A 14,016-nucleotide genomic window follows, 5' to 3' on the forward strand; every position below is an offset into this window, starting at 1 on the left:
CCGGAGATCCGGTCGGTCGTCCCGTAGACCGGCGAAAGCGCCGACCCGGAAGCTTATCACCGAAACCCGACAACCCGCAGGTAATGGACGAAGGGGATCGGCCGGAAACCGACGGCGATCCGGCCGAGCGAACCGAGGCGTCGGACGACGACGAAGAGGAACGAGAGGTGCGCGACGAGACGGAATCTGGCGGTCCGGCCGACGCCGGCGATGCTGACCGCGCGGTCGGTTCGGGCACTCCGCCCGAAGCGTCTGATCCGGGCGAGTCGACCGCTCCGATCGAGAGGGCCGATCGGGTCGATCCGACCGCTCCGACCGAGCCCGTCGAGGGCACGGAGTCGGTCAAGCGATCCGAGCGATCCGAGTTCTCGGTGGGCACTGGCGGCGAGGAAACGCGGGCGGCGACGGGTGGTGACGAGTCGCCCCCGGAGGAGTCGGAGAGTCTCGCCTATCGGTTCCGTCACGACAGGGAGGGGGCCCTGATGTGGGTGCGGGAGATGCTCTCCAGCGTGGCTATCGTGCTGGTGATCGGGTTGATTCTGTTCGGGATCAGCGGCGTGTGGCCGCCGATGGTCGCCGTCGAGTCCGGAAGCATGGAGCCCAACATGGAGGTCGGCGACCTCGTCTTCGTCACGGAGCCCGGGCGGCTCGCGCCCGACGCGGCCGACAACGACGTCGGCGTGGTGACGTACGAGGACGGACGGACCGCCGACTACCGGACGTTCGGGTCGTACGGGTCGGTGGTGATATACCGGCCGCCGGGACGGACGGCCTCGCCGATCATCCACCGGGCGATGTTTCACGTCGAGGAAGGGGAAAACTGGTACGACCGCGCCGACGACGACTACCACAGCGCCTCGGGGTGCGCCGAGCTCAGACACTGTCCGGCCCCCCACGACGGGTTCATCACGCTCGGCGACAACAACGGCGCGTACGACCAGGCGAACGGACTCGCGGCGCCGGTCAAGGCCGAGTGGCTGACAGGCGTCGCGCGGGTCCGCGTCCCGTATCTCGGATACGTGCGGCTGATCGCGAGCGGCCAGGCAGAGCTGAGCGACGTGGTCGCGACGACCGTGGCGGCGGAGTCGGAGTCGGCGGATCGGCGGCAGACGACGGGCGGATCCGGATCGGTCGGAGAGCCCGTCGTTTCGGGTGGAGGTTCGATCGCGAGCGCGGCGGCGTGAGAGCGGCCGAAAGCGCTTGAAATCACCCGGTCGGAGTCGACGAAATCCGTCTGAAAAGGCTCGACGAGAGAGATCGAGCGGGAGCCGCGAAGGGATCGAGCCGAGTCAGTTGTCGAACCGCGCCTGAACGAACGGCTGGGCGTTCTCGATGTCGCCGAGGCGGGAGTCGGACAGCAGCACCGCCTCGGTCTCCTCGACGGGGACCGAGAGGCCCATCTCCTTCGTGCGGCCGTAGCGGCCCTTGGAGACGACGACCGCGTTGACGATCCCGAGCATGTCGAGCTCGCTGATGAGGTCGGTCACGCGGCGCTGCGTGAGCACGTCCGCGTCGATCTCCTCGCACAGGCGCTTGTAGATGTTGAACACCTCGCCGGTGTTGATGTTGTGAACGCCGTTCTTCTCTAAGAGGATCACGGCGAAGAGGACGATCTTGCTCTGCGTCGGGAGCGTCCGGACGACCTCGACGACGCGGTCGAGTTCGATCTTGTCCTGCGCCTGCCGGACGTGTTTCTCGGCGACGATCTCGGCTTGCGAGCGCTCCGCGAGCTCTCCCGCGGTCCGGAGGAGGTCCAGCGCGCGACGGGCGTCGCCGTGCTCCTGGGCGGCGAACGCCGCGCAGAGGGGGATCACGTCGTCGGTGAGCGCCTCCTCTTTGAACGCGATGTCCGCGCGGTGCTGGAGGATGTCCCGGAGCTGGTTCGCGTCGTACGGCGGGAACACGATCTCCTCCTCGCCGAGGCTGGACTTGACGCGGGGGTCGAGGAAGTCGGTGAACTTCAGGTCGTTGGAGATCCCCATGATGGATATCCGCGACCGGTCGAGCTCCGAGTTCATCCGCGAGAGGTTGTACAGGGTGTCGTCGCCGCTCTTCTCGACGAGCTTGTCGATCTCGTCGAGCATGATCACGACCACGCGCTCGTGGTAGTCGACCGCCTCGAAGAACGTCGAGTACACTCGATCGGTCGGCCACCCGGTCATCGGGACCTCCTCCATCTCATCTGCGTCGGCCTCGAGCTCGTCGATCCGCGAGTCGAGGTCGTCGAGCGTCGCGAACTCGGTTCCGGTGAGTGCCCCGGGGTCGTCACTCGCTTCGGATCTGAGCTCTCGGTAGCGGTCGAGGCGGTCGGCGATGACCCGCTGGTTCTTCTCGATGAAGGTGTTCGCGAGCTGGGCGAGGACGCGGTACTGCGTGTCGGTCACCTCGCAGTTGATGTACTCGACCTCGCAGGGGACGTCGTACTTCTGCGAGGTCGACTCGAGCTCCTGGGAGACGAACTTCGCTGACGCCGTCTTCCCGGTGCCCGTCTTTCCGTAGATGAGAATGTTCGAGGGCGTCTCGCCGCGGAGCGCCGAGACGAGGATCGTCGCCATCCGGTTGATCTGGTCGTTCCGGTGCGGGAGCTCGTGAGGGGTGTAGGACGGACGGAGCACCTCCTTGTTCTCGAATATCGGTTCCCCGGAGAGGAGGTCGTCGAACAGCCCCTGGTTGTCGTCGCCGTCGTCGAGGACGACCCCGTCGAAGTCGACGTCGGGAGAGGAACGGTCGCGGCCGCCGCTTCCGACGTCGACATCGGTGTCGATGGAGACCCCGGTGTCGGCGGGAACGTCGGTGTCGGCGGAAATGTCGGTATCAGCGTCCGTGTCGGTATCAACGTCAGTTGCTGTTGCGACGTCGGTTTCTGTTGAGTTCTCGGTTCGGCCGTCGGCCTCCTCGACCGGGTGGTCGGTTTCTTCGATCTGACCGTCAGATTCCGGCGATTTATCGGATACATCGGCGGCGGAGTCAGGTTCGCGGTCAGTCAGGCTCGAAGGAGGTTCGTCGATATCCCCGTCCGTCGTGGACGAGTCACCGATTTCCCCGCCGCTGTTCCCCGATTCGCCCGCCTGTGATGTGTTCTCTCCTTCGTCCATGTGAACCCCTCTGTTTCAGGTGGAAATTCGCCATGAGAGGGCAAGGTGCGTCGCGTTCCGACCTGAAACGTTGACATCCGGCACAGTTCGTATTCAGCGATGTCCAGTTGATGCAGTCGAACCAGATGAAGAGGCGGTACAAAAGTGTTGCTCTCCGGACTCGAAACGCACCGCTGGGGGGACGGGATCGGCGGACGTGTTTCGGACGGGTCGGACCGGTCGAATCGGACAGTTGACAGACGCATCCGCCGATAGACGGAATCGACGGCGGCCGGAAACGGTGCTACGTAGCGATCCGTCGAAATAAGGTGATCCGTCGAAACGGAAGCTCCCGCGGCAGATCGAACGCGGTACGGGTCGTTAAACAGAACGTATCGGGAGATGGCGCGTCCACTCGGTCTGGCGCGTCGTTCGATGCACCGGAACCGACGGTGGCGAACGAAACTGTCGAACCGAGGCGGGGAGAACGGCCTCGAGTGTCTAGTCGTCGGTTAGGCGTCGATCTGTCGGCGGATCGTCGGCATCTCAATCGGAGACGGTTCGGCGTTCGCCCGGTTGTACGGTAGTCGATTCGCCAGACCCCCCCACCCCTTTGTTTCGTGTGGAACCCGATTGGGGTGGGTGGGGGTGTTCGAGAGACCGTGTATTATATAGATGGATTTATCTGTGAAGTCGTACAACAGTACCCTCGACAAAGCTCTCGATATTTTTGTTGTTGTTTTTAGGTTGTTTGTAGAGAGTATACGTAAGCAATTAAATGGGCTCTGTCAGATACCCGGGTCACAACCAACACCCGACCCACCCCACCGGGCGTTTCCAGTCGAAACGAAGGGGTGGGGGGTCCGAGAACCGAAGACGGTCGCCGAGAGGGATCGATATCCGAGAGCTCACCGCTACGCCCCTGTCACCGATCGACGTCTGCACTCCGTGTCGGTTCCTTGCACTCCACTTTCTCATCGATTTCCTACACCCCACTTTTCATCCTGCAGTCCTTCGCGTCGGCTTCGGGAAGTTCGTTTCCGGTGTTCGAAACGAACTAGATATCGAACGGCTCGAAACCGCACGCGTGCAATATCGGCCGATCGGAACGTCTGACGCAGTTCTTAAGTGAGAGGGGCGTGGATTCTACCTTAATTCCCCGAACGAACGCCGGGTGCGGCCGGATCGGGCGGTAACACGCGACACGGCTCGTTCGGGAGAAACCAGGATTGGAGGTCAGGATGGGACTGCTCACGAATCTCAAAGACAGCATATCACGGGTCACTGACGGGCTGTTCGCGGCCGACGAACCCAAGCGGATCGGGATCTACGGACCGCCGAACGCCGGAAAGACGACCCTCGCAAACCGGATCGCACGCGACTGGACGGGTGACGCCGTCGGACCCGAGAGCCACATCCCGCACGAGACCCGCCGAGCTCGGCGCAAGGAGAACGTCGAGATCGAGCGGAACGGGCGGAAGGTCACGATCGACATCGTCGACACGCCGGGGGTGACGACGAAGGTCGACTACAAGGAGTTCCTCGACCACGACATGGAGAAGGACGACGCGGTGCGTCGCTCCCGCGAGGCGACCGAAGGGGTCGCGGAGGCGATGCACTGGCTCCGCGAGGACGTCGACGGCGTCATCTACGTCCTCGACTCCTCCACGGACCCGTTCACGCAGGTGAACACGATGCTCATCGGGATCATCGAGTCGCAGGACCTCCCGGCGCTGATCCTCGCGAACAAGACGGACCTTCCCGGAGCGGACGTCCAGCAGATCGCCAACGCCTTCCCGCAACACGAGACGATTCCGCTCTCGGCGCTCGAAGGCGACAACATGGACGAAGTGTACACGAAGATCGCGGAGTACTTCGGCTGATGCCCGGACCGACCCCCAACGTCGACGGCGACGCGTCGCCCGACGACCCCGACGACGGCGTCCGGATCGACATGATAAGCGGCGCCCGGATGGAGGGGCTCACCGGCATGGAGAAGATCCGCCTCATCCTCGACGGCGTCCGCGACGGGAACATCGTGATCTTAGAGGAGGGGCTCTCCCCCGACGAGGAGTCGAAGCTGATCGAGGTGACGATGACCGAGATCAGCCCGGACGACTTCACCGGGATCGAGATCGAGACGTACCCGAAGGCGGAGACGTCTGACCAGAGCTTTCTCGACAAGCTGATGGGGCGGAAGTCCGCGCAGAAGCTCACCGTCATCGGACCCGCCAACCGGATCGAGACGCTGCACAAAGACGAGAACCTCATCAGCACGCTCGTCTCCCGTAAATAGATGCCTCACCAGTGTACCACCTGCGGCCGGACGTTTCCCGACGGCTCGAAGGAGATGCTCTCGGGCTGCCCGGACTGCGGTGGGAACAAGTTCCAGTTCAAGCCCGCGGGCGCGACGACAGACGACGGACCGACGACGGACGACGGACCGACGACGGACGACGGACTGACGACGGACGAAGACCCGACAACTGACGAACAGTCGGCGCCGCCCGAACGACAGACGTCGGATCCGACGGAGCGGTCCTCTCCGACACCGGACGATCGCCCTCCCCGAAGCGACGACATCGATTCGACCGCTCCCGACACGTCTTCCAGTGTCGACGCTGACTCACCGACCTCTGACGCTGACCCGACCGACCCGGACGAACCGGCTGACCCGGACGAACCGACCGAATCGGTCGACGATTCGACGGCCGGAACCGAACACGTCCGCGAACGCAGCGAAGAGGATGTCGCGCAGGCGAGCGCGCGATCCGACGTCGTCTCGCCGGACGAGCTCGACCGAGCGAGCCACCCCGTCGACTCCGAATCCGACGCGGACGCTCGGGAGTCCGCCGACCCGGACGGCCCTCGTCCCGACATCAACGAACTCCGAGACGAGCTCAACGAGCAGTTCGAGAGCATCCGGATCGTGAGCCCGGGCAAGTACGAGCTCAACCTGATGGAGCTGTACGACCGACAGGAGTACATCATCTCGCTGCAGGAGGACGGGCGCTACGTCATCGAGATGCCCGACGCGTGGGGCATTCAGGACGAGTGACGGCGACGGGTTTCCGACGAGCGGTGTCCCTGATCCGTCAGCCTTCGAACCGTCGCTCCGGTCGAACTGTACATTCGGGCGACCCTTGTCGAAGTGGACACAGTTATGCGGCTTCCTCCGTTACGGGCGCCCATGTCTGCTGATCACGCTTTCACTTCGCGATCTCGAGCCGTCTCTCGTTCGATCCGATCCGACGAACCCGACCGGAACGCTCGCGCCGACGACCTGAACGCTCGCGACGAGGTGTGCGTATGCGCGTAGTCGCCAAGTTCGGTGGCACGAGCCTCGGTAGCGGGGACCGCATCGAACGCGCGGCCGACTCCGTCGCGAACGCGGTTGAGGCCGGCCACGAGATCGCCGTCGTCGCGAGCGCGATGGGATCGACCACCGACGACCTCCTCGAAGACATAACGTTCGAGACGGACGACGCTGACCGCGCCGAGATCGTCTCGATGGGCGAGCGCACCAGCGTCAGGATGCTGAAGGCGGCCCTCTCGGTCCGCGGCATCGACGCCCTCTTCCTCGAACCGGGTCACCCCGACTGGCCGGTGGTCACGAACGAGCTCGGCGAGGTCGACGTCGAGGAGACGAAGAAGCGCGCGCACGCCATCGCGGAGCGGCTCGACGGCGTCGTCCCGATCATCACCGGCTTCCTGGCGGAGGACCACGACGGCAACGTCACGACGCTCGGTCGCGGCGGCTCCGACACGACCGCGGTGATGCTCGGCAACTACATGGACGCCGACGAGGTCGTCATCGTCACCGACGTCGAAGGGGTCATGACCGGCGACCCCCGCGTCGTCGAGGGGGCGCGGAACGTGGGTCGGATCACGGTCGACGAGCTGCGGAACCTCTCCTTCCGCGGCGCGGAGGTTGTCGCGCCGTCGGCGCTCTCGTACAAGGACGAGGACCTCGCGGTCCGCGTCGTCCACTACCAACACGGCGACCTGCTGAGGGGGGGCACTCGCATCGAGGGGCAGTTCGAGAGCCTGATCGACATGCGCGAGGAGCCGCTCGCGTGTCTCACCATCGCCGGGCGCGCGATCCGGAACCGGTCCGGCATCCTCTCGCAGCTCGCGAACGCCCTCCGCAAGGAGGAGATCAACATCGACGCGGTCGCCTCCGGCATGGACTCGGTCACGTTCTACGTCGACGTCGACGTCGCGGAGACGGCCGAGGCGCTCCTCCACGAGGCCGTCGTCTCCGACGAGGCGCTCTCGTCTGTGACCGTCGCCGACCCCATCGCCGTCATCCGCGTGACCGGCGGCGAGCTCCCGAACCAGCCGGGCGTCATCCAGGACATCATCGCACCGCTGGCCGAGGACGGGATCAACATCATCGACCTCATCACGAGCGCGACGTCGGTCGCGGTGTTCGTCGACTGGGACGACAGAGAGGAGGCGCTCGAGATCGTTCAACAGCGGTTCGACTGACGGCTCACTCGTCTCTCCGTCCGTTCAACTCCTCGTACTCGATCCGGTACCGGGTGGTCCGTCGCCCCTCGAACCGCGGGCCTCTCCCCGCGGCGTCGAACCCCGACGCTTCGATGACCTCGCTGATCGCCTCGTCGTTCGGGACGACGACCTCGACGCCCATCTCCTCGCGGCGCGCGAACCGCCGCGGCTCCTCGAACAGCCGTTCGATCGTCGACCCGCTCCCGTCGAAGTCGGTCACGTGGACGGTGTCGCCGCGGACGTCGAACGCGACGAAGCCGAGCACCGCCGCTTCCCCGTCGTCACGTTCGGCGTCGTCACGTTCGGCGTCGTCGCTGTCATCGCCACCCTCAACCGCAACCCGGACCGACCGGTCGTGGATCATGTTTCTCGCGACGTCTTCGGGCCGACCGGTCACCGTTGCCAGCGCCTCGGCGTCCGATTCGAGCGCGTCACGAATCCGCATACCACGGCTACCGGACGGACCCGTATAAACCCGCTGTCGATCGCTCCCCCGCGATCCGTCGGAAACGCCTCCAGTCCATCCGAACCCTTCCCCGCCCACCCGAAACCCTCCTCGTTCACTCGAAACCCTTCCCCGCCCACCCGAAACCCTCCTCGTTCACTCGAAACCCTTCCCCGCCCACCCGAAACCCTCCTCGTCCACCCGAAACTCTCCTCGCCCATCCGAAACCCTCCTCGTCCACCCGAGGGGTCCCCGTCTGTCCGAAGTAATATAGTTTTAAACGACCGGAGACCTCAGGATTCGTCATGAGCAAATCCACCACGATCGTGCTCGGGACGATCGGCGCGTCGGCGGCCTTGTCGGTACTCATCATCCTCTCGTACGTGCTCGCCTGATGTTCTCGTCTCGGCCGCTCGACGACGATCTCGACGCGGTCCGCGAGGAACACGCGCCCAGATCGCCCGTCCTCGACGTCGACGCCGACTTCGAGACGCTCCCGCCGGCGGCGGGCGAGGACCTCGGGCTGTTCGTCGACGGGCTCTCGCCCGCCTCCTTCCCGGCGGCGTGGCTCCCCGAGGAGGTGCCCGAACTCCTCAAGCGGTACGCCGGCCCGACGTTCACCGTCGGGTTACCCGGCGACGGCACCGTCGTCCGGACGACCCAGACCGACCCGCAGACCGTGCTCGTCAAGAAGCGGGCGGAGGGGACGCCGGACGACTTCCTCGCGTTCCTGATCGCCGACCGGCTGGTCCAAGTCGGAGTCTCGCCGTCCTTCGGTTCGCTTCCGGACGAGGCGTCCCCAGAGGATACGCCCGCGGACGACGCCCCTCCGAACTGTCTTCCCGACAGCTTCCTCCCGTTCTTCGGCGAGCGCTACCGCGACCTCGACGCCGCGGTCCGTCGGCCGGACCCGGACACCGGCGCCTCGACCACGGGCCACGGGCCGAGCGACGTCTTCCAGGTCGCGGCCGCGCTGTTCGACGCCTGGGTCGGGCTGTACACCCGCGACGTCTTCGCGTCGTGGGAGGGCCGCCATCCCCGGTTGTTCGACGCGTGGCTCGACGCCGGCGACCGCCTGGAGGGCCGGCTCGGCGACCTCTCGGGCGAAGTCGCCCGCGGCGAGACCGACTTCGCGAGCGCCACGGAGTACGCCTGCTCGGCGGTGCGTCACGGGCTCGACCTCCCCGCGCCGTTCGCCGCGCTCGACACCGCCGCCTACCGCGACCGCGGCGCTCCCTACGCGGTGAAGTGGGCGGAGAAGACGTTCGACTCGATGGTCGACGACGGGAGCTGACCCGCGTTCGCTTTCACGAGTTGATCCGTGTTCGCTTTCACGAGTTGATCCGTGTTCGCTTTCACGAGTTGATCCGTGTTCGCTTTCACGAGTCGATCCGCGTTCGCTCTTATATGTCGAAGCTGACGTTCCCCTCGCCGTCGAGTTCGATGACGCCCTCGAACAGCTCCCGGAACCGGTCGAGCGTCGCGACCTCGTGGACCTCCTCGGAGAGGTGGAAGATCCCGACCGCGTCGTGCTCGTCGAGGAGCGCGAGGATGTCCGCGGCCGCCTCGAACACGGCGTCGTCGTCGGCGTAGTACGCCATCTCGGTGAGCGAGTCGACCGACACCCGTCGCTTCCCCTCGTTCTCCGTGAGGAACCGCTCGACCCGGTCGACGACGCCGTCGAGGTCGTCGGGGGCGGAGACGTAGAACACGTCGTCGCTGGAGCGTCGCGAGTAGCCGCGCTCGACCGAGAGGGTGTCGAGGATCGTCGCCTTCGTCTCGTCGACGTCGTAGTACTCGAGCTTCTGTTCGACCTCTCGCGCGGTCGTGCGCGTGGAGACGACGAGGAACGCGTCGGTGTCGGTCTTCAGGAAATCCGTGTCGATCCGGTCGGTCTCGCCGATGCTGGGGTGGACGAGCAGGAGTCCCGTACCGCCCGGGATCGTTTCCGGCCCGTTCTCGATGGCGAGCGAGTAGTCCATGCGATCGGAAACCGCCGGACCGACTTAACGATGCGGGCCACGTCGGTCGACTGCCGCTCGGCGCGACCATCGCCGGCCGACCGGTTTTTTGAGTCCCCCTCGCGTTCGCACACACGATGGCCGGCCACGACACCGCGCGCGACGTCTACCGACAGGCGCTGCCGGTGATCCTCGTCAGCCTCGTCGCCGGGCTGTTCGCCGGCACCATCCTCGGGTCCGAGACGATGCGCGCCGGTATCTCGGAGGTTCCCGGCCTCCTCCTCCTACTCCCGGCGTTCCTCGCGACGCGCGGCGGCGTGTACGGCTCGCTGGGCGCTCGCCTCTCGACCGGGCTCCATCAGGGGCTGATCGAGCCCCGATTTCGACTCGATCGGCGGATCAGGAACGCGATCCTCGCCTCCTTCGTCAACGGGATGAGCGTCTCCGTCTTCATCGCCGTGGTCACCTACCTCTGGCTGACGCTCCTCGGGACGGAGGGGAACCTCCTCCAACTGATCGGGATCATGGTCGTGGCAGGATTCCTCTCGGCGGCCCTCATGATCTCGGTGTTGATCGCCGTCATCTTCGTCGGCTACCGCCGGGGGCTCGACCCGGACAACGTGATCGGTCCCGTCGTGACGACGCTCGGCGACGTGTTCGGGGTGTTCTTCCTCCTCGTCGGGATCTACGTCGTGGGGGTCGTGCTGTGACGAACGCCGACGCGGGAGAGGGCTCGGCGTCAGGCGGGGGAAACGGCTCGGCGTCAGGCGGGGGAAACGGTCCCACGTCCGACGGGGGCCCGACGATGACCGACGAGTGGTCGATCCGCCGGATCGTCCGGACGATGATCCCGCTCCTCACCGCGCTGTCGGTGCTCCAACTCGTCTCCGGGACCGTCCTCGAGACGTACGAGGCGGTGCTCGTCAGCAACCCGGCGCTGCTCGTGCTGGTCCCGGTCCAAATCGGAACGGCCGGGAACCTCGCGTCGATCACCTGCTCGCGGCTCACCACGCAGCTCTACCTCGGGACGTACGAGCTGGACCCGTCGAACCCCGACCTCAGGGCGAACGCCGGCGCCGTGTTCGCCCTGGCGGGGACCGTCTTCGGCATCGTCGGCGTCGCCGCGTGGGCGATCGGGGTCGCGCTCGGCGGCACGCTCGGGCTCGGACGGGTGCTCCTCGTCTCGCTCGTCTCCGGGATGCTCCTCGCCGTCCTCGTCGTCGTCGCCAGCGTCGCCGCCGTGGAGGCCTCCTACCGGATCGGGCTCAACCCCGACGACACGACCATCCCGGTCGTCACCAACGTCTGCGACATCGCCGGCGTGCTGATCCTCTTCGCCGTCGTCTCGGTCGTCGTGTGAGTTCGGACGGCGGTGAGTGCGGACGCCGCTGCCGCCGTCGGGCTCAGAACACGCTGTCGGCGGTGGCGGCGCCGACGACGCTGAACACCGCGCTGACGGAGATGGCTTTCCCCGTCGTCACCCAGAGCTCGACCCCCGTCACGCCCCGCTGGATGAGGAAGGTGTCCGGCGCGTCGAACAGTACCGCGAGGACGGCCACGGAGCCGAACGCGACGATCATCAGCGACACGAACCGAGCGGGAATCCCCGCGATATCCTTTTCGACGTCGGGATCGCGGCCGGTGTCGGCCCGGTAGAGCGCGGCGTACCCGATCAGCGCGACGAGTCCGGCGGTCAGCCACCCCTGGAGCGCGTTCATGCCCGCGGCCAAGTCCCACACCTCCCCGGTGACGACGAACGGCCCCGCGAGGAGGAATCCGCCGACCGCCTGCTGTGCGGAGTCCGCGATCCGGAACTTCGGTCGACGGAGGCTCTGTGGGCGTTTCATACTTCCCGAAGGGACGGGAGCCGATAAAACAGCGACGCTTTTTAACGCCGCGTCGGGTGTCTCTGCGCGCGGACGGGTCCGCGGTCCCTCCGAACCGGTTTTCACCCGCCCGCCCGTCGTCCCGCTATGAGCGTTCGCGAGGAGTTCGACCAGTGGGCGACGTCGGGGAAGGACCGCGGAATGGAGGACAGACACTGGCACACCGCGAAACACGTGCTCGCGCGGATGCCGGTCGAGGCGGGCGACGCCGTCCTCGATTTAGGCACCGGCTCCGGCTACGCGCTCCGCGCGCTCCGCGAGCGCGGCATCGATCGCGGGTACGGGCTCGACGGCGCGCCGGAGATGGCCCGCAACGCCCGGAGCTACACCGATGACGACGCGGTGGGGTTCCTCGTCGGCGACTTCGACGCGCTCCCCTTCGCCGACGACTCGCTCGACCACGTCTTCTCGATGGAGGCGTTCTACTACGCGGCCGACCCGCGCAACACGCTCCGGGAGATCCGCCGCGTGCTGAAGCCCGGCGGCACCTTCTACTGCGCCGTCAACTACTTCGCCGAGAGCGAGTCGACCCACGCGTGGCAGGACAACATCTCGGTCGAGATGACCCTGTGGAGCCGCGCGGAGTACCGCGAGGCGTTCCGGGAGGCGGGGCTGTACGTCGCCGAACAGGACAACGTGCCCGACCGGGAGATCGAGATCCCGGACGCGGCCGAGTTCCCCACCGACGACTGGGACTCCCGCGAGGCGATGGTGGACCGCTACCGGACGTGGGGGACGCTGTTGACGGTCGGCGTCGCGCCTTGACCTCGTCGGTTGTTTATAAGCTATCACCGTCGGTGACGCGGTGAACGCCTCCAAAGCCCCAGCCGCGAGGACTCGATGGGCTCGCTGCGGTCCTCGTCGCCGGCGGCAACGCCGCCGGCTGCCAGAGGCGCGAAGCGCCTCGCTGTCGCTCACTACGTTCGCTCCTGCGGTCCTTGCGTCGTCATCAGAACGCTGCGCGTTCTGATTGGCTCACGAGAGCTCTGCTCTCGTGAACGCCCGTCTTCGTCCTCGCGGCTGCCCCTTTGAGTCCCCACCCGACTGCAACCGCACAGCGCCTCACGCCTCCCCAGCCTCGTCGGACCGGCGCAACCGCGCCGGTCCGACTCCCTCGCGCGCTCCTCGCGTCCTCCGGCCGCTCGGAGGCGCGCGCCACCGCACCGCCGTCTGTTTATAAACGAAGAGTCGTGAACCGCCGATCCCTTTTAAGCGTGCGAACCATTCACACAGTTGATACCACATGGAACTCCGCTGCGAGGGCTGCGCCGGCTGCTGCGTCGACTGGCGGCCGCTCGCGCCGGACGCCGCCGGCTCCGACCGCGCCGGCGACCGCCCCCCGCTCGACGACGTCTACGACCTCGCCCCGCTCACCCGCGACGAGGTCGCCGCCTTCCTCGACGACGGGCTCGGCGACGCGCTCGTCCCCCGGCTGTTCGAGCCCGCGGAGCGCGACGCGACCGTCTCGATCGACGGCGTCGACGTCGCCGCCGCCCGCGACCGCCCCGTGTTCATGATCGGCCTCCGGAAGCCGCCGAAGCCGGTCGCGCCGATCGGGACCGACGAGCCCCGCTGGCTCGACGCCTGCGTCTTCCTCGACCCGACGACGCTCCAGTGCCGGATCCACGGCGGGGACCTGTACCCCCGGACCTGCGCGACGTACCCGGGGCACAACCTCGAACTCGACGCCGAGACCGAGTGCGAGCGCGTCGAGGCCGCCGGCGGCGGCGACCGCCTCCTCGACGACGAGCCCCCCGACGACCTCCCGGCGCCCGCGTTCGGCCCCCAGGCGCTCGGGTCGACCGTCTTCGCGTACCCCGACCCCGACGACCTCGACGGGGTGGTCGATCAGATCCGGACCGACTCGCTCACCGCCGACGACCGCGCCCGGTTCGTCGGGGCCGCCGTCGGCTCGCGGCCGGGGTCGCTGTCGGTCGACCGCGACCGCATGGCCGAGGCGCGGGCCCGCGCCCGCGACGCCGACTCGTGGGCGGGGCGCGCGATCCGCGAGTGGACCGAGCGCGCGGGGGACGACGGCGACCCGGTCGCTCTCGAACCGGTCCCCCGCGACCGGCTGGTCCGCGAACTGGAGGACGACGCGGGCGCCCCCAGTACACCGGGTTGGGGCGAGTGAGCGC

At 66.9% G+C, this 14,016-nt stretch carries 15 protein-coding genes; 11 read left to right on the forward strand and 4 right to left on the reverse strand.

The genetic code is table 11. The annotated features are described in order from the left end of the window. The first annotated feature begins 83 nt into the window (after positions 1-83). Complete coding sequence (locus tag FGM06_RS16250; protein ID WP_241662539.1) at positions 84-1,184, forward strand: S26 family signal peptidase; 1,101 nt, start codon at positions 84-86, stop codon at positions 1,182-1,184. A 105-nt stretch (positions 1,185-1,289) separates the two neighbouring features. On the opposite strand, the gene FGM06_RS07395 is transcribed toward FGM06_RS16250, so the two are convergent. After that, entirely contained in the window at positions 1,290-3,095 is a 1,806-nt protein-coding gene (locus FGM06_RS07395) for a Cdc6/Cdc18 family protein (RefSeq protein ID WP_144798458.1), read from the reverse strand. 1,220 nt (positions 3,096-4,315) lie between these two features. On the opposite strand from FGM06_RS07395, the gene FGM06_RS07400 reads away from it, so the two are divergent. The 4 genes from FGM06_RS07400 to FGM06_RS07415 all read left to right on the forward strand — a co-directional run bounded on the left by FGM06_RS07400 (position 4,316) and on the right by FGM06_RS07415 (position 7,565). Continuing rightward, on the forward strand, positions 4,316-4,957 hold the full coding sequence (locus tag FGM06_RS07400) for an Era-like GTP-binding protein (RefSeq protein ID WP_144798459.1): 642 nt from the start codon (positions 4,316-4,318) through the stop codon (positions 4,955-4,957). Continuing rightward, on the forward strand, positions 4,957-5,370 hold the full coding sequence (locus tag FGM06_RS07405) for a DUF2073 domain-containing protein (protein WP_144798460.1): 414 nt from the start codon (positions 4,957-4,959) through the stop codon (positions 5,368-5,370). Before FGM06_RS07400 ends, FGM06_RS07405 begins: the two co-directional genes overlap by 1 nt. Continuing rightward, positions 5,371-6,132, forward strand: a complete 762-nt coding sequence (locus tag FGM06_RS07410) for a Zn-ribbon domain-containing protein (RefSeq protein ID WP_144798461.1) — start codon at positions 5,371-5,373, stop codon at positions 6,130-6,132. A 251-nt stretch (positions 6,133-6,383) separates the two neighbouring features. After that, the gene (locus tag FGM06_RS07415; protein ID WP_144798462.1) at positions 6,384-7,565 is read left to right on the forward strand and encodes an aspartate kinase; all 1,182 of its coding nucleotides are present in this window, start codon (positions 6,384-6,386) and stop codon (positions 7,563-7,565) included. A 4-nt stretch (positions 7,566-7,569) separates the two neighbouring features. Here the strand turns inward: FGM06_RS07415 and FGM06_RS07420 are convergent, their stop codons facing one another. Continuing rightward, on the reverse strand, positions 7,570-8,031 hold the full coding sequence (locus FGM06_RS07420) for a hypothetical protein (RefSeq protein WP_144798463.1): 462 nt from the start codon (positions 8,029-8,031) through the stop codon (positions 7,570-7,572). 305 nt (positions 8,032-8,336) lie between these two features. Here FGM06_RS07420 and FGM06_RS16475 point away from each other — a divergent pair, with 305 nt between their 5' ends. Together FGM06_RS16475 and FGM06_RS07425 are read left to right on the forward strand one after the other, a co-directional pair. Further along, positions 8,337-8,426, forward strand: coding sequence for a hypothetical protein (locus FGM06_RS16475; RefSeq protein ID WP_449405045.1), 90 nt, complete (start codon positions 8,337-8,339; stop codon positions 8,424-8,426). Beyond that, complete coding sequence (locus FGM06_RS07425; RefSeq protein WP_144798464.1) at positions 8,426-9,325, forward strand: DUF7089 family protein; 900 nt, start codon at positions 8,426-8,428, stop codon at positions 9,323-9,325. The genes FGM06_RS16475 and FGM06_RS07425 overlap by 1 nt, the downstream gene beginning before the upstream one ends. Positions 9,326-9,434: 109 nt before the next feature. Here FGM06_RS07425 and FGM06_RS07430 read toward each other — a convergent pair whose 3' ends face one another. Next, a complete protein-coding gene (locus FGM06_RS07430) occupies positions 9,435-10,013 on the reverse strand; it encodes a DUF7090 family protein (protein WP_144798465.1) in 579 nt (192 codons plus the stop codon). A gap of 116 nt (positions 10,014-10,129) precedes the next feature. On the opposite strand from FGM06_RS07430, the gene FGM06_RS07435 reads away from it, so the two are divergent. Both FGM06_RS07435 and FGM06_RS07440 read left to right on the forward strand, forming a co-directional pair. Beyond that, positions 10,130-10,702: a magnesium transporter gene (locus tag FGM06_RS07435; RefSeq protein ID WP_144798466.1), complete on the forward strand. Its 573-nt coding sequence runs from the start codon at positions 10,130-10,132 to the stop codon at positions 10,700-10,702. A 95-nt stretch (positions 10,703-10,797) separates the two neighbouring features. Further along, entirely contained in the window at positions 10,798-11,352 is a 555-nt protein-coding gene (locus FGM06_RS07440) for a magnesium transporter (protein ID WP_144798467.1), read from the forward strand. A 43-nt stretch (positions 11,353-11,395) separates the two neighbouring features. On the opposite strand, the gene FGM06_RS07445 is transcribed toward FGM06_RS07440, so the two are convergent. Further along, positions 11,396-11,839: a DUF2391 domain-containing protein gene (locus FGM06_RS07445; RefSeq protein WP_144798468.1), complete on the reverse strand. Its 444-nt coding sequence runs from the start codon at positions 11,837-11,839 to the stop codon at positions 11,396-11,398. A gap of 126 nt (positions 11,840-11,965) precedes the next feature. Here FGM06_RS07445 and FGM06_RS07450 point away from each other — a divergent pair, with 126 nt between their 5' ends. After that, positions 11,966-12,643 carry a class I SAM-dependent methyltransferase gene (locus FGM06_RS07450; RefSeq protein ID WP_144798469.1) on the forward strand — a complete coding sequence of 226 codons (678 nt, stop codon included), beginning with the start codon at positions 11,966-11,968 and terminating at the stop codon, positions 12,641-12,643. Between the two features lie 478 nt (positions 12,644-13,121). Further along, positions 13,122-14,012, forward strand: coding sequence for a YkgJ family cysteine cluster protein (locus FGM06_RS07455; protein WP_144798470.1), 891 nt, complete (start codon positions 13,122-13,124; stop codon positions 14,010-14,012). Positions 14,013-14,016 lie beyond the last annotated feature (4 nt).

It is taken from the genome of Halorubrum depositum (assembly GCF_007671725.1).
Taxonomy (GTDB): Archaea; Halobacteriota; Halobacteria; order Halobacteriales; family Haloferacaceae; genus Halorubrum; species Halorubrum depositum.

Coding starts and splice junctions, on each gene's coding strand:
- FGM06_RS16250 (WP_241662539.1), top strand. CDS start 84: ATGGACGAAGGGGATCGGCCGGAAACCGACGGCGATCCGGCCGAGCGA.
- FGM06_RS07395 (WP_144798458.1), bottom strand. CDS start 3,095: ATGGACGAAGGAGAGAACACATCACAGGCGGGCGAATCGGGGAACAGC.
- FGM06_RS07400 (WP_144798459.1), top strand. CDS start 4,316: ATGGGACTGCTCACGAATCTCAAAGACAGCATATCACGGGTCACTGAC.
- FGM06_RS07405 (WP_144798460.1), top strand. CDS start 4,957: ATGCCCGGACCGACCCCCAACGTCGACGGCGACGCGTCGCCCGACGAC.
- FGM06_RS07410 (WP_144798461.1), top strand. CDS start 5,371: ATGCCTCACCAGTGTACCACCTGCGGCCGGACGTTTCCCGACGGCTCG.
- FGM06_RS07415 (WP_144798462.1), top strand. CDS start 6,384: ATGCGCGTAGTCGCCAAGTTCGGTGGCACGAGCCTCGGTAGCGGGGAC.
- FGM06_RS07420 (WP_144798463.1), bottom strand. CDS start 8,031: ATGCGGATTCGTGACGCGCTCGAATCGGACGCCGAGGCGCTGGCAACG.
- FGM06_RS16475 (WP_449405045.1), top strand. CDS start 8,337: ATGAGCAAATCCACCACGATCGTGCTCGGGACGATCGGCGCGTCGGCG.
- FGM06_RS07425 (WP_144798464.1), top strand. CDS start 8,426: ATGTTCTCGTCTCGGCCGCTCGACGACGATCTCGACGCGGTCCGCGAG.
- FGM06_RS07430 (WP_144798465.1), bottom strand. CDS start 10,013: ATGGACTACTCGCTCGCCATCGAGAACGGGCCGGAAACGATCCCGGGC.
- FGM06_RS07435 (WP_144798466.1), top strand. CDS start 10,130: ATGGCCGGCCACGACACCGCGCGCGACGTCTACCGACAGGCGCTGCCG.
- FGM06_RS07440 (WP_144798467.1), top strand. CDS start 10,798: ATGACCGACGAGTGGTCGATCCGCCGGATCGTCCGGACGATGATCCCG.
- FGM06_RS07445 (WP_144798468.1), bottom strand. CDS start 11,839: ATGAAACGCCCACAGAGCCTCCGTCGACCGAAGTTCCGGATCGCGGAC.
- FGM06_RS07450 (WP_144798469.1), top strand. CDS start 11,966: ATGAGCGTTCGCGAGGAGTTCGACCAGTGGGCGACGTCGGGGAAGGAC.
- FGM06_RS07455 (WP_144798470.1), top strand. CDS start 13,122: ATGGAACTCCGCTGCGAGGGCTGCGCCGGCTGCTGCGTCGACTGGCGG.